The organism is Peteryoungia rhizophila (assembly GCF_004912145.1).
GTDB lineage: Bacteria > Pseudomonadota > Alphaproteobacteria > Rhizobiales > Rhizobiaceae > Allorhizobium > Allorhizobium rhizophilum.
This window is the reverse complement of record NZ_STGT01000008.1, coordinates 44,671-64,401: the sequence shown is the minus strand read 5'-3', so window position 1 is coordinate 64,401 and position 19,731 is coordinate 44,671. Positions and strand designations below refer to the sequence as shown.

Here is a 19,731-nt window from a genome sequence, read left to right as displayed (position 1 = left end):
ATTTCACAGTCCCGTGAAATTCTCACGAGTGGGGAATGCCTTGCCGACAGGGCCCTCGGCCGCACGGCCGCGTTGACCAGAAGCGGCACAGGCAAGCGAATGGAGCGGGTCGACAGATGGCTGAACTTCAGGACGTCGTGGGAAGATCAAGACAGACGGGTGGCGGCATCACTCGTCCACCGACCCGTTACATCAGGAGCCAGGGCGTGCCGGAGGTCGTCAGACAGCACGCCGCGGCATTCCCGGATGCGTTGGCCCTTATCTGCGATGATGCCCGCCTCACTTATGGTGAACTCGACGCACAGTCGGACGGTCTCGCCACCTACCTTCTGTCCAGCGGCGTCAAAAAGGGCGACGTTGTGTGCCTGCTCGTCCCGCGCTCGCTGGAGACGGTCGTCGCCAAACTCGCGATCCTGAAAGCCGGGGCGGCGTATCTCCCACTCGATCCCGCTTATCCGGCAAACCACCTTCAATATGTTCTGGAGGAATGCAGCCCCAAGGTAGTCTTCACCACTCGCCATCACAATCCGGATTTGGTCGCGATCAGCGGTTCCGGCAGTCGCATTGTGGACCTGTCCACCGTACTGCAATGCTTGGGCCCAGGTGACGCGTCCCGCTTTCCGAACGTCGAAGGAAAGGACCTGGCCTATGTCATGTACACTTCAGGCTCGACCGGTCGCCCGAAAGGCGTGTCGGTTCCTCACCGCGGCGTCACGCGCCTCGTTCTCGAACAGAACTACGTCGACTTCTGCCCTGAAGATGTGGTCCTCAACTCGTCAACAATCTCTTTTGACGCCTCTACCCTCGACGTTTGGGGTGCACTGCTGAACGGGGCGACACTCGTGATTATGTCTAAGTCGAATTATTCCGTGACTGACATAAGAGACCTGATTACCGAGCACAGGGTGACCAGCGGTACGCTTACCACCGGTTTGTTCAACCTCCTCGCAGACTACATCCACGAAGCCATGCCCAGCCTACGACAAATTCGCTTTGGCGGCGAGGTAGCTTCACCACCGCATGTGAAACGCTTCATCGCCTCCCATCCCAACTGCGTCCTCACAAATGTCTATGGCCCCACCGAGGCGATATGTGTTGCTACCGCTTTCACGGTCCCCTCTGATTTTGCTGCGGCCGAGTTACCGATAGGCAAACCTATCGCCCATACTCCGGTGTTCCTGTTGGACGATAATCACAACGTTCTACCCCCAGGAAAAAGTGGTCAAATCGCCATCGGAGGCGATGGGCTGGCACTCGGATATTTCAATCGACCTGACCTAACAGCCGAGCGATTCATCTCCATTGAAACATCGCAGGGCACGATCCGCTGCTATCTGACAGGAGACCTCGCCATAGTCGACGAGGACGGGGCTTTTTATTTCCGCGGACGGAGCGACCGACAAGTCAAGATCAACGGTAAACGCATTGAGTTGGAAGAGATAGAAGCGGCCCTCCGTCGATTCCCACGGCTTGCGGAGGCTGTTGTGGAATGTCGGGAATGCGGAGGACTAAAGCAAATTATCGCCTATCTGCGCCCAAACGACAGTCAGGATTTGTCGAACGCAAACTTTGTGCCGTCAGTCATGGAAAGACTCCGAAACAGTTTGCCAGCGTATATGATACCCAGCCATGCCATCGTTATGGCGGAATTCCCATTGACACGGGCTGGGAAGATTGACCGAGCGAGCCTACCTCTGCCCGCGGTAGAACACGCCGCGCAAGATTCTGGGTACAGCCGCACCGAAGAAGTCCTTATACGGCTCTGGCGAGACGCCCTCGGGCTTGAAGTCGTTCCGGCCGATCGAAACTTTTTTGATCTGGGCGGCACGTCGCTCCAGCTGATGCGGGTACATGCGGGCCTCGAACTCGAACTCGGCAAGCGCTGCGAGGTACTAGCGCTTTTCAAGCATCCCACCGTGCGCGACATGGCACGCTTTCTCGACGGCCGTGAACAGGCGCCTTCCCGGGCAGCGGCGGTCGATCAGCGCGCCGCCCTTCAACGCAGAACGATGGCGCAATTCCGCCGGAGCACCCCATGAACGTCGATACTCGACCGAATGGCATCAATCCGGACACCGACCCCGCAGGTGATCCTGATCTCGCAGGTGGCATCGCAATTGTCGGAATGTCGGGACGGTTTCCCGGCGCGCACGACATCGAAGCTCTCTGGAACCTCGTTGAAAGCGGCGCCAGCGGCTTTCACACTTTCGCCACGGACGAACTTGAGGATGCTTTCACCGGCGAGGAACGTGCATCGCCCGACTACGTTGCATGCCGCCCTCACCTTGCGGACGTGGATCACTTCGACGCCGAGTTCTTTGGCATGTTCGCCCGCGAGGCGGCCTTGACGGATCCACAGCACCGGATCTTCCTTGAGATATGCTGGGAAGCGCTTGAGAACGCCGGCTACGATCCTTACAGGTGCCCGGGCCTCGTGGGCGTCTTTGCCGGCTGCTCGATACCAACCTATCTCCTGAACAATGTTCTCGCCAATCGGACAGCTGTGGAGGAGCTTACCTCCAACTATCCGATCGGTCACGACAGTCAGCTGATCGGCTCTCTGGGCGATGCTCTTGCCACGCGGGTTGCCTACAAGTTCAATCTGCGCGGCCCGGCTTTCACGCTGCAGTCGGCCTGCTCAACATCACTGCTCGCGGTTTCCCAGGCCTGCCAGAACCTTCTGACCTACAGCTGCGACGTAGCGCTGGCGGGCGGGGTCTCCGTCACCTTTCCCCAGAAGCGTGGCTATATCTATCAGGAAGGTGGGATGGTTTCCCGCGACGGGATCTGCCGTCCTTTCGATGCCGATGCTTCCGGCACCGTCTTCGGCAGCGGCGCAGGCGTGGTTCTCCTGAAGCGCCTGGAAGACGCAGTTGCGGATGGCGACCTGATTTACGCGACGATCCGTGGCTACGCCGTCAACAATGACGGCTCCGACAAGATCGGCTTTACCGCCCCGAGTGCGGAAGGACAGGCTGATGCCATCAGCGCCGCGATTGCCCATGCCGGGATCGACCCGGCGACCATCGGCTATATCGAATGCCATGGAACGGCAACGCCTCTCGGCGATCCCATCGAATTCTCCGGCCTGAAAGAAGCCTTTACCGGCGCACATCAAAAGAAGGAGACATGCGCACTCGGATCTCTGAAAGGATCCATCGGGCATCTCGATGCAGCCGCTGGCGTGGCGGGGCTGATCAAGGCCACGCTTGCCTTGCACCACCGCAAGATCCCGGCGATGCCGAACTACGAAAAACCCAATCCCCGGATCGATCTGGGCAACACCCGGTTTTACATTCCACGCCAGACAACGGACTGGTTTTCGGGCTCAACGCCGCGTCGCGCGGGCGTAAGCGCCTTCGGCGTCGGTGGAACCAACATCCATGTTGTGCTGGAGGAGGCCCCGAAACGGGCCGAAACGCGCGAGCAGCTTTCCGGTCCCATGATCCTGCCGCTTTCCGCCCGGTCGGAGCCGGCACTGTCGGAGATGCGCAGGAACCTTGCAGATCGCCTTGAAACGAACGGCGACATTTCCCTGCAGGCGGTCGCGGCCACGCTTCAGCAGGGCCGCCACGCATTCAAAACGAGGGCAGCCATTTCGGCAGCCACGGTTGATGAAGCCATAAAGGCCCTCAGACGGGACGGCTTGGCAACGGCGACCGCCGAGGATCAACCGCCCCCGATCGTCTTCATGTTCCCCGGCCAGGGCGCGCAATATGTCGGCATGGGAGCAGCCCTCTATGACGGCGAACCGGAGTTTGCCCGCTGGATCGATCGCGGCACCGAACTCCTGAAGATGCGTTTCGGCATCGATCTCAAGGAATACATCTGCCATGCCGGCGCTGTCAGCAGCGCGATGGCGGCGGAGCAACGGGAAACCCGGATCGCGCAGCCCTGCCTTTATCTCGTGGAATACGCTCTCGCTCAGCTCTGGATGAGCCGTGGTCTGCGGCCAACAGCCATGATCGGACACAGTGTCGGCGAGTTCGTCGCGGCCACGCTCGCAAACGTCATCTCGTTCGAGGATGCCTTGACCCTTGTAGCGACCCGTGGACAGCTTATGCAGGATCAGAAGCCCGGCGCGATGCTGTCAGTTCGCGCGGCGCCTGAGGTTCTCCGCGAGTATCTCAGCGGTGGTACGGAAATCGCTGCGATCAACGCGCCGAAGCTTTGCGTGGCCTCGGGTCCGTTCGACGACATAGAAGCGTTGTGTTTCAGGCTTGAAAAGGCCGGCATTGCATTCAGCCGACTGCATACTTCGCACGCCTTTCATTCCGCAATGATGGAGCCCTGCATCGACGCACTGCGCGATGTCGCATCGAAGGTGACCTACGGTCGCGCTACCATTCCCTACATCTCCTGCGTGACCGGAGACTGGCAGAATGACGCGATGGGGTCATCTCCGGACTACTGGTCGCGGCATTGTCGCGAACCCGTTCGCTTCTCAGACGGCCTCGTCGCCCTGTGCAAGAACCAGAGCCCCATCCTTCTGGAGGTAGGCCCTGGCCGAACCCTTTCCGTCTTCGCCGCTCAGACCATCGGTCGCGACCAGCTGCCGGCCATCGTGCAGTCCCTTCCCGAGCATGACAACGCCGCCGCGGCGCTCCATTTTGTCGCCGACGCCCATGCCCGCCTCTGGATGGCGGGCAGCGAACTCCCTTGGCCCGGCCCGCCGAACATAACCCGAAAGGCCGTTCCCCTTCCGACCTATCCCTTCCAGCGGCAACGGTACTGGATCGACGCTCCTCCATCCGCACGGAGGGCTAGCGCTGCCCAACCCGCAAGACAGACAGAACCCGAGAGTATCAAGAGCGAACCTTTCGCAAAAGTTGAGGTGGAGACCATGAACGCCGTCAGCAGCATCACGGTCGCCGATCGCACTCCACAGCTGGAGACTGCGCTCATAACCCTATTGAGAAAGATGTCCGGCGAACCCATCGATTCCGGCAACGTCAACGACAGCTTCCTCGACCTCGGCTTCGATTCCCTTTTCATCGGTCAGTTCGCTCAAAAGATCGACAAGCAGTATCGGGTGAAGATCTCCTTCCGTGAACTGCTCGGCAACATTCCCTCCGTCGCAGCCCTGGCAAAGCATCTGGACCAGAGCCTGCCACCCGAGCCGGCAAAGGTCGAGGGTGCGTTCACCTCAGCGCCCGCAGCCGCCGAGCAGCCGTTCGCTGCCCAACCCGCGACGGCCCCTGCTGCGCCGCAAATCTCGGCCCCACTATCTGCGCCGCATTCGGGCATCGCCGACGGCATCCAGACCATGCAGTTGGGCAAGATCCCGGTCGGTCCAGGCCTCGAAGCGCTGCTGCAATCGCAATTATCCCTCGCGCAGAACCTCTTTGCCCAACAGTTCCAGCTCCTCCACGGCGCAGCATCAGCGCCGGCGGCCGTGGTGGCGACGGCTCCTCCGGAAATGGTCCCGCCGATTGTCGCGGCAGGCGTCGTGGCCGCGCCACAGGCTACGGCGACGCCGCAGGTCATCCAGGGGAGCCGCTCCGCCGAGGAGATCGGCGGAGAACGTTACCGCCCCCATCAGCAGGAAGGATCGAAGCCCAAGCCGAACATCGCCCCTGAAAAGCAAGCTTTCATCAACGACCTGGTCCTCGCCTATTCCAACCGCAACAGGCGGTCCAAGGACTACACCCAGACTCACCGGGCCCGGCTCGCAGATCCCCGCACAGCCTCCGGTTTTCGAGCCGAATGGAAGGAAATGATCTTCCCCGTGGTCTGCGACCGCTCCAAGGGCGCCCGCATCTGGGATATAGACGGTCACGAATACATCGACCTCGTCAACGGTTTCGGCCAGACGGCTTTCGGCCATGCGCCGGACTTCGTCGTCGACGCCATGAAGGTCCAGATGGAAGATGGTTTTGCCACCGGCCCCCAGACGCCGCTCGCCGGCGAAGTCGCCGAGCTCTTCGGCGCCATGACCGGCCATGAACGCGTGACCTTCTGCAACACCGGCTCCGAAGCCGTCATGGCAGCCATCCGTCTCGCCCGTGCCGTCACCGGCCGCGACCGCATCGTCGTCTTCGCCAACGATTATCACGGCCAGTTCGACGAAGTTCTGATCAAGGGTAGCGCGATGTCGAGCCAGCCGATTGCCCTGCCCATCGCGGCCGGAATTCCATCCGGCTCCGTCGGCAACATGATCGTACTGCGTTATGGCGCACCGGAAAGCCTCGACTGGATCAGGACCAATGCCGAGGATCTCGCTGCGGTCATCATCGAGCCGATCCAGAGCCGCCACCCCGAACTCAGGCCACGCGACTTCGTGGCCGAGTTGCGCAAGATCGCGGATTTATCGGGCTGCGCGCTCGTCTTCGACGAAGTGATCACCGGCTTCCGCGTCGACCCAGGCGGCGTGCAGGCTATCTGGGGCATCAAGGGAGACATGGCGGCTTATGGCAAGGTCCTCGGCGGTGGAATGCCAATCGGCGTACTGGCTGGCAACAGGCGGTTCATGGATGCCCTTGACGGCGGCCACTGGAGCTACGGAGACGACTCCGCACCTGAGGTGGTCCCAACTTTCTTCGCAGGTATACGCCATCCCTTGGTTCTGGCAGCAGCCCGCGCCGTGCTTCATCATATCAGGGGCGAAGGTTCGGCTCTCTACGACCGTGTCGCACAACGCACCGAAGCCCTGGTCGAGGAGATCAATTCGGAACTGGCCAAACGAGGCGTCCCGCCCTGCCTGCGCGGCTACAAGAGCTGGTTCGTCACGGATTTCAGTGACCAGGATCCGCTGGGCAGCCTGCTCTATCCCTATCTGCGTATGAACGGCATTCATATCCAGGATGGCTATCCATGCTTCCTGACGACCGCCCATACCGAGGACGACTTCAAGACGATCGCGAGGGCGTTTCGCGATGCGGTTGATGCTCTGCAATGCGTCGGAATATTCGCCCCCAAGGTTGAGAGCGAACTCGCCGGCCCAGGACCTGCACCGGATCGTGGGCCCAAACCGACATTGCACCAGGCGGTCCGCGCCGAAAGTGTGGCGCTTACTGAAGCACAGTCCGAGATCTGGCTGGCCGCTCAGGCGGGAGACGAAGCCTCCTGCTCTTTGAACGTATCCCTGTCTCTCGCGTTGACGGGGCCCTTAGAACGCACGGCATTTCTTGCCGCTATCGATATGGTCGTGGCCCGGCATGACGCCCTGCACATCCATTTCGACCGAAACGGCGAGCGTTTCCGCTTCATCTCCGACTTCAAGCTCCCGGTCGATGTCGTGGACCTGACCGCAGAGGACGACGCAAAAGCTGCTCTCGACGACTTGATCGAGACCGACGCGAAGACCCCGTTCGACTTGGTCGAAGGCCCATTAGCCCGAGCCTACCTCGTAGCGCTCGCGCCGGACCGTCATGTGCTGGTCTTCACCGCGCATCACATCGTCTGCGACGGCTGGTCGCTAAACGTCATTATCAATGAACTCGCCGCGACCTATTCCGCGGCATTGAAGGCGGAACAGCTCTCCCTGGAGCCTGCCATGTCTTTCTCCGACTACGCCGAGAACCATGCGCCCAGCGCGGATGTCAGCACGACGAGCTCGCAGTTCTGGCATGAGCAGTACAAGGAACTGCCCGAGCTCCCGGATATGCCCTACGATCGCCCCTACCCCGATCGGCGCAGCTTTGCCGGCGGCACCTGCACGGTCATCGTGCCCTCGGACATCACGACTGCGGTGCGGAAACGTGGCGCGCGGACGGGAGCCACGATGTTTTCGACTATGCTGGCAGCGCTCCAGGTCATGCTCGCGCGCCTGTCCGGCCAGAACGATGTCGTCATTGCAGTACCGTCTGCCGGTCAGAGCTTGCTCGACGAACGCATTCTTGTCGGACACTGCGTGAACCTCCTTCCGATCCGCCAGACGGTCGATCAGGCGGCCCCGTTCGAAGACCACCTGAAGACCACACAACAGCTGGTCCTCAAGGCGTTCGAGCATCAAGATTACACCTATGGCACACTGGTGAAGACGCTGCAGGTCAAGCGCGATCAGCGCCGCCTGCCACTGACCGGCATCCAGTTCAATTTCGACCGGATCGCGGCGAACGCTGACTTCGAGGGGCTGGAAATCAGAATCGTTCCCAATCCGAAGTTGTTCGTAAACTTCGACATGTTCCTCAACATGATCGAGAGCAAGGACGGCATCAGGATCGACGTGGACTACAATGCCGACGTTCTGGACCGCGAAACGGTCGAGCGCTGGACCAGCCATCTCGTTACGCTGATCTCGGCCTTGGCAGAAGACACCAGTCGTCCCGCGACCAATCTCCCTCTCCTGTCAATGCAGCAGATGAAATGGCTGTCCGAAGACCTCAATCAGAGCACCTTGGAGTATCCCCAGGATGAATTCGCATTCTCGCTCATCACAAGAAGGGCGCAATCGACTCCTGAAACCGTCGCGGCACGCCACGGAGAAAAATGCATCACCTATGCCGAGCTCGAGGCGAGAACCAACCGCTTTGCCCGGCATCTCGGCAAGGCAGTCCCAGGGCAAGGCGAGCGCGTGGCCCTGCTCGTTGACCGATCTATCGACATGCTGGTGGCACTGATTGGCATCATGAAGGCCGGGCACGCCTATGTCCCACTCGATCCCGGCCATCCGGAGACACGGCTGCGCCAGACGCTTGCTGCGGCAAGACCGGCCGCCCTTGTCTGCGGGAACGAGACCGCAGCGGCGCTCGCCACCGACGGCATGGTGACGATCCGCCTGGATGAGGTGGCCGGCAGCATTGCGGCCCAATCCGGCGTGGAATTGGAGAGCCTGCCGACCGACACTGAAGCGACAGCCTATGTGATCTTCACCTCCGGCTCGACGGGAACGCCGAAAGGTGTTTCCATCTCCCATCGGTCGCTGACGAACTTTCTTCTGTCCATGGCGAGAGAACCGGGCTTCACCGCCGACGACGTCATCGTCGCCGTGACCACGATTTCTTTCGATATCGCCGGCCTGGAACTCTACCTGCCTCTTGTTGTGGGTGGCAGCGTCGTCATCGCCGACCGCGCCGAGGTCGAAGATGGCTTTGCCCTCGTACGGCTGATCAAGGACAGCAAGGCGACCATCCTGCAGGCGACGCCGACCCTCTGGCAGATGCTCGTCGAAGCCGGCCTCGATGGCGAAAGCCCCTTGAAGAAGCTGTGCGGCGGGGAAGCCCTGCCCAAGGCTCTCGCCCGGGCACTTGCCGCCATGCAGGGTAGCCTATGGAACATGTATGGCCCCACCGAAACGACGATCTGGTCTTCTGTCGAACATATAGAAGACGGCGAAGCACCGATTACCATCGGGCACCCGATTGCCAACACGCAGCTGCACATCCTGGGCGCGGATGGACGTCTCGCTCCTCCCGGCATCACCGGCGAACTCTTCATCGGCGGCGATGGCTTGGCTCAGGGCTATTTCGACAGACCCGAACTCACCGAAGCAGCCTTTGTCTCGCGCGACATCGGCTTTGGCCAAATGCAGCGTCTCTACAAGACGGGTGATCTCGGGCGGCGGCTCAAAGACGGCTCCCTGCAGCTGCTCGGCCGCCGGGACAACCAGGTAAAGCTGCGCGGCTTCCGCATCGAGCTCGGTGACATCGAGGCGGTCGTCTCGCAGGTCGAAGGCATGCGCCAATGCGCCGTTGTCGGCGCCAGAAACGGCCGAGGCGAGCTCGTTCTGGCCTGCTACTTCGTCGCCGACGTCGGCACCCCGGCAGCAGACCCGACGCAACTTTCTAACGCGGTTCGTGCTCGCCTGCCGGCCTACATGGTTCCTGCCGTCTGGTCTCTGGAAACGGAACTGCCCTTGACGAGAAATGGAAAGCTGGATCGCAAGACACTCGAGGCACGCGAATTGCGTCGCGGCGAGGCCGAAATCCCAAGCCCCAAGACCGCACCGCGCACGCAGATGGAAGAAAGGCTCATGGCGATCTGGAAGCCAGTGCTTGACATTGAATCGCTCGGTGTCGAGGACAATCTCTATGCGCTCGGCGCTGACTCCCTGACGATTTTCCGCATCGCCGCGCGCATGCTCGATGCAGGTTTGCCGCTCGAAGCCAAACACCTGCTCCGCTATCCTTCGATTGCTGAGTTGGCGGCTTATGCTAGAGAAATCGCCGAGCAAGCGCCGGCTGTCGGAGGGGTCGTCTACCAGCTACCTTCGCTTGCCAGCTTCCGGAATGGCGCACGACGCAGGACGGAGAGACTATCATGAAACAGCAGGAAAGCCAGGCAACCGCATCAAGTCCCACGCCTGAGATCATCGGCGAATTTCCTTGCACGCAAACGCAGCTGAGGTGCTGGGTTCTCGATCAATTGCGGCCTGGCAATCCGGCCCTAAACGTGGCTGTTCGCTGGGAAATTCGGGGATCCTTCAAGGCGTCGACGATTGAGGCGGCCTTCAAGAAGATTATCCAACGCCACGAGATCCTTCGCACGCGCTTCGTGGAGCGAGGCGGCAGCCCGTACCAACAGGTCGTAGATGCCACAGACTTCAAGCTTTCGGTCATAGACGTCAGGAGCATGCCTGCGGAGCAGCGCGATAAGCGCATTTTGTCCATCGGCGAGGAGACAGCATCCGCACCATTCGATCTCGCGCGCGCTGGTCTCTTTCGCGTCACTTTGCTGATGGTCGAGAACAATCGTGCATTCTTGCTGATCACAGCTCACCAGACTTGCTTCGACGGCTCGTCGATCCGCGTATTGGGACGAGAGCTCGGTGAGATAGCATCCGCTATCGAGGTGGGGCGCACTCCCATCCTACCGGACCTGCCTTTGCAATATGGTGACTTCGCTCTGTGGCAGCAGGAATATCTCGCAAGCTACGGCTTCGAGGCTGAGAGAAATTTCTGGAAGCAAACACTAGCAGATGCTCCGTACTTCGAGATTCCGAGCGACCATCCGCGGCCCGCGATCAAGACCACAAGTTGCGACATCTTGTCTGCTGTCAAACCTGTGGACTTCGGCGAGCGCATCGAAGCCGCAGCGCGCGAGCAAAAGGTCTCATTGTTTGCCTATGGTGTCGCTATCGTCAGCCTTGTCCTCCACGACGTCACCGGAGCCGAGGACATCGTCTTGGGCACCCAGATCGCCGGTCGCGAACAGTCCGATCTCGAACCGATGATTGGTGTCTTCATCAACAACCTCGTGCTTCGTCTCCCGGTGCGACCGGATATGCACTTCAACGATCACCTGCGATCCGCAACACAGTCGGTGAGTGCCGCAGTGAACCACCAGCGCATGCCCTTCAACAAACTGGTCGAGTTCATCAACCCGGTGCGGGATGCCTCCCGCAATCCGCTGATCTCGGTCAACTTCAATCTGTCCAAGGCCTTTCTGGAAGACCGTCGGTACGGTGACTTCGAGCTGCTGAGTGCGGCGTCGCAGTCACCGGGCTTGGTCCACGACATCAGCTTTGCCATGGTCGGTCTCCCGTCCGGCTGGCGCATGTCGATCGAATACAATACCGACCTTTTCGACCGGTCCACGATCCAACGCATCCTGCAACTTTGGCAGGATGTTTACGAACGGGCACTGAGCGCGCCTGCAGCAACGCTGTCGACCAAGCGGCTGGGGCAGCAATCGCCCGTTTACGCAAACGGCACAACTGTCGCCTCGGCCCCTGCCCGGGCTCCGGCTGCAGACAGCCACGCGCCGGTGCTCGACATCGCCCCCGCCGGGCAGGAAGACGTGACCGGGCTTTCGCCCCCCGAGCGCATACAACTTCTCGGTGAGATCTGGGCAAAGGTCCTCGATGTCGACAAGGTCGGACCGGAGGGCGACTTTTTCGCGCTCGGTGGACATTCGCTCCTGGCACTCCGCATGCTGTCGGCGGTAAAGGATCGTTTCGGCACAAAGCCCGAGCTCACCTTGCTCTTCAAGCAACCGACCCTTGGGGGGTTTGCCGATGCAGTGTTTGGCCCAGCCGTATCCGACCCTACTGTGCCGGTCGCTGCACGTGCACCAGCCTGGGAGCGAAACGATTATAAGCGGGGAACGGGCGCTTGTGCAGTCTACACAATCAACCACCCTTTCCTCTACTACCAGCTCGCCAACCGGCTCAGCGATGCCGTGTCGGTGTACAACGTCAACATGTTCGCAGCATCGGAGGCCGAGCTGTCGAGCGACGCGAAGCTGGAGGACATTGCCTCATCGGCGATCCGCGCAATGGACATTCCGAGGGGTGCCGGGCCGGTCGGCATTGTCGGATTGTGCGTCAACGGGATCCTGGCCCTCGAGGTGACGCGCCAGTTGCGCCAGTCTGGCGTGAATGTCGCCTTCACCGCGGCAATCGATGCCTGGGCCCCCGGCTACGTTCGTTCCTTGCCATGGCTGACCCAGCGTGTCTGGAACGCGGAACAGCGGCTGAAGCGCACCATCTATTTCATTCGCAAGCTTCTGACCGGCAGGATGAAGCCTAGTAGTTTCTTAAGGGAATTCCGCGTGACCAAGTGGTTGCTTGGAACATTCAGCCTAGGCCGAGCCAGAGCGAGTGAGGAAGAGACAGCCAATTTTCTTGTCACCAATTACCTTGTGCGCACGGCCAGGAACTTCAAGGCGGAACCAATCGGAGAGCTGCTGCTCGTCCGCAGTGAAGCGAGCCCCGCCCGTGCACGGAAACTGTTGTTCGGCTGGAACGAGGCGGTCGCCGGCAAAGCATCCGTGATCGACTTGGAAGGGTGGCACGAGGACTCGCTCACGCTCGATGGGATGCGTCGAGTGGCCAGCGCAATGGAGGAGCGTCTCGTTGGCGGAAACAATTGAGCTGGATGCATCCTCAGCAAGAACATCTGGTCAGGCAGCACACGTACCCTTACGGATCGGGCTCCTGACTGATCGCCGTCACGGCTTCGACAACTGGCAGCTTGCCCTGATCGACCGTCTTCTCACTGACGACCGATTTTGCCTGCAATCGGCCATCGTCTGCCCCCCAAAGCGGGCCGCGGCACCAGCCGCCTTTCGGCTTGCCGCAACGCTAGAACGATCGACCTTGGGACGCCAGCCGGATTACGTTCCAATAAGCCCTGGGATTGCGGATCTTCCTTTCATCACCCTCGACGACTTGCCTGATCGGGACTGGGGGAACGAACTGGATCTAGTCCTCGCAATCTCTCCTTTGGCCACACCTCAGGATGCCTTCTCCGCCTTGCCCTTCGGAACATGGCGCTTATCCTTTCTCGATGAAGCAAGCGGCGATGCAGACTGGTACGGCTATGAAGAGGTGATCACCAATAAGCCTTCGACGAACTTGAGCATAACCGTGTGGCGGGCAGGTGATCGGGGGGCCGAAACGCTAGCGACCGCAGATTTCAACACGAAATTCAGCGCCGTGCGCAATGCCGACTTCATCAAGGAACGTGCAGTGACCTTGGTCATGCGGGAACTGCGAAGGCTTGCGGAGACGCGTGTTATCACCACACTGTCTACGTCCACCGCCAGACCGGCGCCCCAGCCCCCCGGCCTCGGCAAACTATTGCCCTACACCGCCAGTGTGGGACGCAACCTGCTGGCGCGGGGGCGTGAAGCGGCGGAGACCAAGTTCAAGATCGGAGCGCCACCTTGGGCGCTCTTCGTCGGAAACGGCCCGCCGGAAGACTTCGACCCACGAACGGCGGTCTTGCTGAAGCCGGACGATGACGAGATTCGAGCCGATCCCTTCCTGTTTCAGCATGATGGAGAGACCTACGTTTTCTACGAGGCCTACACACCAAGCAATTTCAAGGGGCGTATAGCAGTCGGGCGGCTCGTGGATGACAGGCTGGAGACAATGGGCATCGCCCTGAAGGCGGAGCATCATCTCTCCTATCCTTTCGTTTTTCGTCACGCGGACGGGATCTTCATGATCCCCGAGACGAACCAGGCGCGTCGGCTGGAAGTCTGGCGCTGTGTCGAGTTTCCCTTGCGCTGGGAATTGCATGCGACTGCCCTCGAAGGTCAGTCCTCGGCCGATTCTGCTCTTTTTCCCTTTGCCGGAAAGTGGTGGCTTTTCACCAATCTCTCTGAATTCCATGCCTATGAGGATCACTGCAGCGAACTGCATGTCTTCGAGGTGGATGGTCCAGACCTCAAATGGTTGAAACCCCACCGCAACAATCCGGTGGTCATGGGCAGCACAGAGGCGCGAAATGGCGGTCGTCCGTTCGAGCACGGAGGCCGACTTTATCGCCCTTCCCAGCGCAATGAATACGGCATCTACGGCTACGGACTGAATATCATGGAGGTTGAGGAACTCGATCTCGATAGCTACAGCGAGCGTTGCATACGAACCATAAAGCCGGATTTCGCCCCTGGCATCATCGCGTGCCACCACATGGACGCCTCGAACGGCCGCTACGTCATCGACGCGATGTTCGCGGACCAGGCCGACCTGCTGCGGTAGTGGACCATGACGTTTCGCCCAGCCGAACACACGGCAAGCGCCCCATGGAAGCCATCGACCACATCGAGATTGAGCAGCGCCCAGTCGGAGAGTAGGCCGATGTCTTGGTCGAGGCGCTTGAGCAATTGCTGCCCGTCCTCCGCATTAAGTGAAACATCAAAGCCATACAGCGGAACGGAGAGGCCCGCCCCATGTGCCTTGACGAAGGCCTCCTTGCGGGTCCAGCACCGATAGAACCCGGCCAGCTGTTCCCCAGCCGGCAGGGCGGCGAGCGCGGCACACTCGGGCCGGGAAAAGAAATGTCCGGCGACATCTTCCTCGAGAGGGCGAATTTCTTCGATGTCGATGCCGATTTCTGCCTGCCTCGAAACGGCCAGCACAGCCTCCCCGGCGCTGTGGCTCAGATTGAAGTGGACCCTCTTTACGCGATCGCAGAGATCGAGGTGCGGTTTACCCCAGCTGTTGTAGGCGAAGCGGATGGCCCGCGGCTCAATGCCGAGATAGGTCCCAAGGATGAGCCTAAGGCCCGCCCGTCCCATACTGTAGCGCCGACGATCGATATCCCTGAGAAAGTGCTCGGCTCGCTCTCGTTCTTTGTCAGCAAGCAGTGCATATGCTTCCGCAGGATCCGCAAAGGCCTCATCTAAAGACCAATTCCAGATATCGACCGCGACAGGACCTGCTGAACGAACTACGCTTGGCATCGGCAATCAGAGCTTTCGGGCAATGAACAGGAGGGTTCCCTCGATCCGGCCCGCAACCTGTCGCGGATCAGATCAAGCGTCAACACCTCCGATCGGCCAGACCAGCCGGGCCATGAGTGGCATCGAGTTCCGCCCTCCTGACACGTTCAACGTGGTGGATAGCCCTGCATCGAAAGACGTTACGACTCGTCAGCTTCGTCCGCACTGAGACTCTGTTCGGCAGGCGCTACCCTCTGACGGGTAAAGCCCCGCAAGCCCGAAACCTCCTCGGAATCACGCTCGATCTGAACTTCGCTCGCCACGTAGTAGACCACGAGTTTCGCCACCGACATCAGCGCATGGAGATGGATGCGCTCATAACCGTGCGAGGCATCGACGCCGAAGGCCAGAAGCGCGGTGCGCACATCGTGCCCTGCCTCCACCGCCGAGGCCGCATCGGAGCGGTAATAGCGGAAGACATCCTTCTGCACCCGGATGCCGTGTTCGCCACACAGTTCGTAGAGCTTCTTCGACAAATGATAGTCGAAGGGGCCGGTCTGATCTGCCATGGCGAGCGTCACGCCGAACTCGTCGGAATTCTGGCCCGGGGCGGTCGTCCCATTGTCTATGGCAACGAGGGAGGCGATCTCCGGGACCAGGGCGGCCGAGGCACCGACGCCGACCTCCTCGCCGATGGTGAAGAGCCAATAGGTATCAACAGGCGTTTCAATGTTTTCGCGCTGCATGGCCTCAAGCGCGGCTAGCATGATCGCCACACCGGCCTTGTCGTCCAGGTGTCGGGAGACAATGAAGCCATTGTCGAGGAATTCCGGCTGAGGATCGATCGCGACGATATCGCCGATATCGATGCCGAGTTGCACGATATCCTTTCGGTCACGCGCCAGAGCGTCGATGCGCAGCTCGATATGCCGCCAACCTGTCGGCTGCGTATCGATCTCGTCATTGAACGTGTGGCCCGATGCCTTCAGCGGCAGGATAGAGCCGCGATAGGTTCCCTTGGCCGAAAAGATCGAGGCGCGGGCACCCTCGGCAAATCTCGCGGACCAATGGCCGATCGACACGAGTTCGAGCCGACCATTCTCCTTTAGCGCCTTCACCTGCGCGCCGAGCGTATCGAGATGGGAGACGATCGCACGCGCAGGCCTCGCCGCAGCCCCCGGCCGCATGGCCCGGATTGCGCCACGACGGGTCATCTTGACCTCGAGTCCGAGGCGCTCCAGTTCGCGCGCCGTGTGCCGAACGGCCTCGTCGGTGAAACCGGTAGGGCTCGGGATGGCGAGCAATGCTTTCAGCCGAGCCCTGAGATAATCCGGGTCGATATTTATCGGTGTCTGCATGAGGGCCTTGTCGCAGCCAATGCCGATGAGGTCAACCTGGGCATGGGTGCGAAGATCAGGCAGCTGAGTATTGCGAGGACCGATTGCGGGCTTGTGCGGACTGCAGAAAAAACGGCTTTGCAACCTGCACAGGCGTTCAGGATGACGAAACCGGAGCCTTCAGCCGCATCTCGCAATTCTGCGTATCCTGCAGTCTTTTAGCCAACCAATCGACGAAGACCCGAACCTTGTTGCTGAGGTGGCGTGTCTGCGGATAGACGATGAAGAGCGGGATAGGGTCGCGCGGCCAGTCAGCCAGAATTTCGACCAGTTCACCACGATCCACATGATCGCGGACGGTGAAATCGATGGCCTGGGCGATTCCGATTCCTGCGGCCGCCGCGGCGATATAGCTCCTGAATTCATTGACCGAGATGACATAGTCGAGCTGAACCTGGACTTCTTCCTCGCCCTGGCGGAAGACCATGGGGAACACACGACCTTCATGGGCCTTCATGTAGCCGACCCCGAAGTGCCCGTTCCGAAGGTCGTGCGGATGCGTCGGAATCCCCATCTTGTCGAGATAGCGGGGAGCCGCATATGTCCTGAGCTCGAGATCGGCCACCTTGCGGGCAACCAGGGACTGGTCGCTCGGCGTTCCTGCCCTGAGGGCACAATCGATATTTTCTGCAATGTAATCCACGATCCGATCACCGATGTCGAAATCGAGCTGGATCCCCGGATAACGGATATGAAAATCGCAAAGCGCCGGCATGATGATCCGGTCGGCAAAACCTCCCGACAACGCGATCCGGACCTTGCCTGATGGTTGGGCCAGCGAACTGGACAAGCTTCCATCCAGTTCGTCAAGCTCCGACAGAATGCGCGAGGCGCGCTCGTAATACAGGGCGCCATCGGTCGTGACGACCACCTGACGCGTCGTGCGATTGAGAAGCTTCGCGCCCAGATGCGCTTCGAGCGCCTGCACGGCCGTGGTGACCGTGGTCTTGGGCATTTTCAGGGACGTTGCCGCCTTTGAGAAATTGCCGGCCTCCACAACCCGGGTGAACACCCGCATGGCGGACAACTGATCCATCGAAACCAACCCTTCAAACTATATGCATTATTCCGAAAATCGGTACAGAGTTTCCCGATATGCCTCACTTGTGCGGCCATTCAGGATAATAATATATATAGCGAGCAGATGAAAGCCGGTTTTCCTCTGCGCGAAAAGAGCGGGCTGATGACGAGACGATGGGAGAGAACCGAAGAGGGGCAATTGCCGATTCCTCTGACCTATCGGGTCTATGAAGGACTGGGCAAAGCAACCGCACGACCGCTGGTCCTTTATCTTCCTGGGACCGCCTTCGGCCCGAGGCAGGATCGGGAAAGCGATGCACCTGCCGCTCTCGCAATGGCCGAGGCGGGTGCGCTTGTGGTCGAGGCAGACTGCGGCACGCCTTCGGGACATAGCTTTCCGGGGAGCCTGGAGCAGGGTTTCGAGGTCCTGAAGTACATGTTCGCCAAGCGCAGGCGCTACGTGACGTCACGTTCGCCGGTCATTCTGGCCGGAGATGAATCCGGTGGGAACATCGCCGCCAGCCTTGCACTGAAGGCGCGGGACGCGATGCCGGGGGAGCTTGCGGGGCAGGTTCTCCTATCTCCCATGATTGATCCCCGCATGGTCTCGGCGTCGTTCAGCCATGCCGACGAGATCGGTATGCGGGAACGGTGGTCCAATGGTTGGGAAAGGTATCTGGCTTCGGCTTGCGGATATCAACATCCCTACGCAGCACCTTGTCTGTGTTCCCGACTGGTAGGCGTAGCGCCGGTCCTGCTCGTGACGTCGGACGACGATCCGCTGCGTGACGAGGGCCTCGATTATGCGGAACGCCTGCACATGGCAGGCGTCTCGGTCAAGACCAGGGTCCTGTCCGACCAAGACGGATGGACAGGACTGTATGAAGGAAGGAGTGGCGCGTGGTGCTCGCGCTTCTCGACTGAATTCTCGCAGTTCATGGAAGAGCTGCCAATCTGACTGCGGACCACGGTCCGTTTCCGTAAACATAGCGGTTCAGCCTGAACCGAAGGAGATAATCATGACCGCAAGGATCAGGAGCGCGGCCCTGTGGGGTTCCGCGATGGCGACCGCTTTGGCAATTGTCGGCGGATTTGTCTATGTCGATCAATCGAAGGACGCGCTGGCGGCCGCCACTGAGGTTGCAGCGGCTCCGCCGGCAGTTCCGGTGACCGTCGCAACCGTCAGCCCCCGCCCGATCAATATCTGGCGTGAGTTTTCAGGACGTCTCGAGGCTGTGGACAGGGTGCAGATCCGCGCTCGGGTGGCCGGAGCAATCCAGTCGGTTCATTTTGAGGAAGGCGGCCTCGTCGAGCAGGGTGACCCGCTGGTCACGATCGACCCCGAAGCTTACCGGGCGATTGTCGACCGCGCCCGAGGCGATGTCGCCGCGGCCCAGGCACAGCTCGACCTGACGAGGACGGAGCTCGATCGCGGAACCGCTCTTTTATCCCGCAACACCATTTCCAAGAGTGAACTGGCACAGCGGCACGGGGCTCATGCCTCCGCCGCCGCGGCGCTCCAGTCTGCCGAAGCCGCATTGAAGCTCGCGGAACTGGATCTCAGCTACACGGAGATCCGCGCCCCCATCTCTGGCCGCGTCGGTCAGTTGGAAGTCACGGTCGGCAATCTCGTGGCATCAGGCCCTTCCTCCCAGTCCCTGACAACGCTCGTCTCGGTCGATCCCATCTATGCCGCCTTCACCATCGAGGAAGAATATCTCCGCCAGATCCTTCCCACCGATCCTGCGATCGAGGGCGGCTGGTCTCTCGATCAGATACCCGTCGAGATCACGACCGATGACGCAACGGCAGCGATCCGCGGCCGGCTGCAGCTCATCAACAACGAGATCGATGCGGCGACGGGCACGATCCGGGTCCGTGCCCTTTTCGACAACCCCCAGGGCCGCCTCATTCCCGGACAGTTCGTCCGCATTCGCATCGGCCAGTCCGAGGCGCAAGACAAGCTGGCGATCAGCGAACGGGCGGTGGGGACGGACCAGGACAAGAAGTTCGTCTTCGTCGTCGGTAAGGACAATACCGTTGCCTACCGCCAGATCGAGCTTGGCTCCCTGGTCGATGGCCAACGCATCGTGGAAAAAGGCCTCAATGCCGGCGAACGCATCGTCGTCAGCGGCCTCCAGCGCATTCAACCCGGTGTCACCGTCGCACCGCAGGAACAGACCGCGCTCAAAAACTGATGTCGTGCCGGCATCGCCGGCGCGTCTGAAACTCCAGGCTTCGCAACCGTCCGCGGCCCCGTGCC

General features: G+C 60.6%; 9 protein-coding genes. 6 read left to right on the top strand and 3 right to left on the bottom strand.

The window, feature by feature from the left end:
• The first annotated feature begins 116 nt into the window (after positions 1-116).
• The 4 genes from E9677_RS23740 (at position 117) to E9677_RS23725 (ending at position 14,368) form a co-directional block, all read left to right on the top strand.
• Positions 117-2,039 carry a non-ribosomal peptide synthetase gene (locus E9677_RS23740; protein WP_136560540.1) on the top strand — a complete coding sequence of 641 codons (1,923 nt, stop codon included), beginning with the start codon at positions 117-119 and terminating at the stop codon, positions 2,037-2,039.
• Entirely contained in the window at positions 2,036-10,204 is an 8,169-nt protein-coding gene (locus tag E9677_RS23735) for a non-ribosomal peptide synthetase/type I polyketide synthase (protein WP_136560539.1), read from the top strand. The genes E9677_RS23740 and E9677_RS23735 overlap by 4 nt, the downstream gene beginning before the upstream one ends.
• Positions 10,201-12,753: a condensation domain-containing protein gene (locus E9677_RS23730; RefSeq protein WP_136560538.1), complete on the top strand. Its 2,553-nt coding sequence runs from the start codon at positions 10,201-10,203 to the stop codon at positions 12,751-12,753. The genes E9677_RS23735 and E9677_RS23730 overlap by 4 nt, the downstream gene beginning before the upstream one ends.
• 382 nt (positions 12,754-13,135) lie before the next feature.
• Positions 13,136-14,368, top strand: a complete 1,233-nt coding sequence (locus tag E9677_RS23725) for a glucosamine inositolphosphorylceramide transferase family protein (protein ID WP_235883087.1) — start codon at positions 13,136-13,138, stop codon at positions 14,366-14,368.
• On the opposite strand, the gene E9677_RS23720 is transcribed toward E9677_RS23725, so the two are convergent.
• The 3 genes from E9677_RS23720 to E9677_RS23710 form a co-directional block, all read right to left on the bottom strand.
• The gene (locus tag E9677_RS23720; RefSeq protein ID WP_205910192.1) at positions 14,320-15,072 is read right to left on the bottom strand and encodes a 4'-phosphopantetheinyl transferase family protein; all 753 of its coding nucleotides are present in this window, start codon (positions 15,070-15,072) and stop codon (positions 14,320-14,322) included. The genes E9677_RS23725 and E9677_RS23720 overlap by 49 nt on opposite strands.
• A gap of 179 nt (positions 15,073-15,251) precedes the next feature.
• Positions 15,252-16,409 carry an osmoprotectant NAGGN system M42 family peptidase gene (locus tag E9677_RS23715; protein ID WP_136560536.1) on the bottom strand — a complete coding sequence of 386 codons (1,158 nt, stop codon included), beginning with the start codon at positions 16,407-16,409 and terminating at the stop codon, positions 15,252-15,254.
• Between the two features lie 136 nt (positions 16,410-16,545).
• Positions 16,546-17,484 (bottom strand): LysR family transcriptional regulator, encoded by a 939-nt coding sequence (locus E9677_RS23710; RefSeq protein ID WP_136560535.1) that lies wholly within the window; start codon positions 17,482-17,484, stop codon positions 16,546-16,548.
• A gap of 147 nt (positions 17,485-17,631) precedes the next feature.
• On the opposite strand from E9677_RS23710, the gene E9677_RS23705 reads away from it, so the two are divergent.
• Together E9677_RS23705 and E9677_RS23700 are read left to right on the top strand one after the other, a co-directional pair.
• Positions 17,632-18,426: an alpha/beta hydrolase fold domain-containing protein gene (locus tag E9677_RS23705; protein ID WP_136560534.1), complete on the top strand. Its 795-nt coding sequence runs from the start codon at positions 17,632-17,634 to the stop codon at positions 18,424-18,426.
• Between the two features lie 61 nt (positions 18,427-18,487).
• Positions 18,488-19,666 carry an efflux RND transporter periplasmic adaptor subunit gene (locus tag E9677_RS23700; RefSeq protein ID WP_136560533.1) on the top strand — a complete coding sequence of 393 codons (1,179 nt, stop codon included), beginning with the start codon at positions 18,488-18,490 and terminating at the stop codon, positions 19,664-19,666.
• Positions 19,667-19,731: the final 65 nt, after the last annotated feature.